Origin of the sequence: Paenalicyclobacillus cellulosilyticus, from assembly GCF_014647315.1 — a bacterium.
Classification (GTDB): domain Bacteria; phylum Bacillota; class Bacilli; order Alicyclobacillales; family Alicyclobacillaceae; genus Alicyclobacillus_J; species Alicyclobacillus_J cellulosilyticus.
In genome coordinates, this window is sequence record NZ_BMOY01000105.1 from 382 (window position 1) to 677 (window position 296).

Here is a 296-nt window from a genome sequence, read left to right on the forward strand (position 1 = left end):
TGACTAAATTTTATTCGTGTTAAACCTAATCCATAGTTCACTAAATTAAATGGAACAATGGGTACCAGTCTTAAAAACGCAACAAATTGCCACCCACGCCGCTCTACCCCTCGAATTAAAAGGGTAATATGCTTATTTTGCTTAGAATGGACCCAGTCACTGATCCAATAACGGCTAATCGCAAAAGCAATAGCAGCCCCCATTGTTGCACCAATCACATTAAAAAAAGTACCGAAAATTGGCCCAAACAAAGCTCCTCCAGCTAAAGTAACGACCATGGTCGGTAGAAAAAAAAG

General features: G+C 39.9%; 1 protein-coding gene. It reads right to left on the minus strand.

Going from position 1 to position 296, the window contains the following annotated elements; all coding sequences use genetic code 11:
- On the minus strand, nt 1-296 hold a 296-nt coding region (locus tag IEX97_RS13670; RefSeq protein WP_229776920.1), incomplete at both ends, for a TVP38/TMEM64 family protein.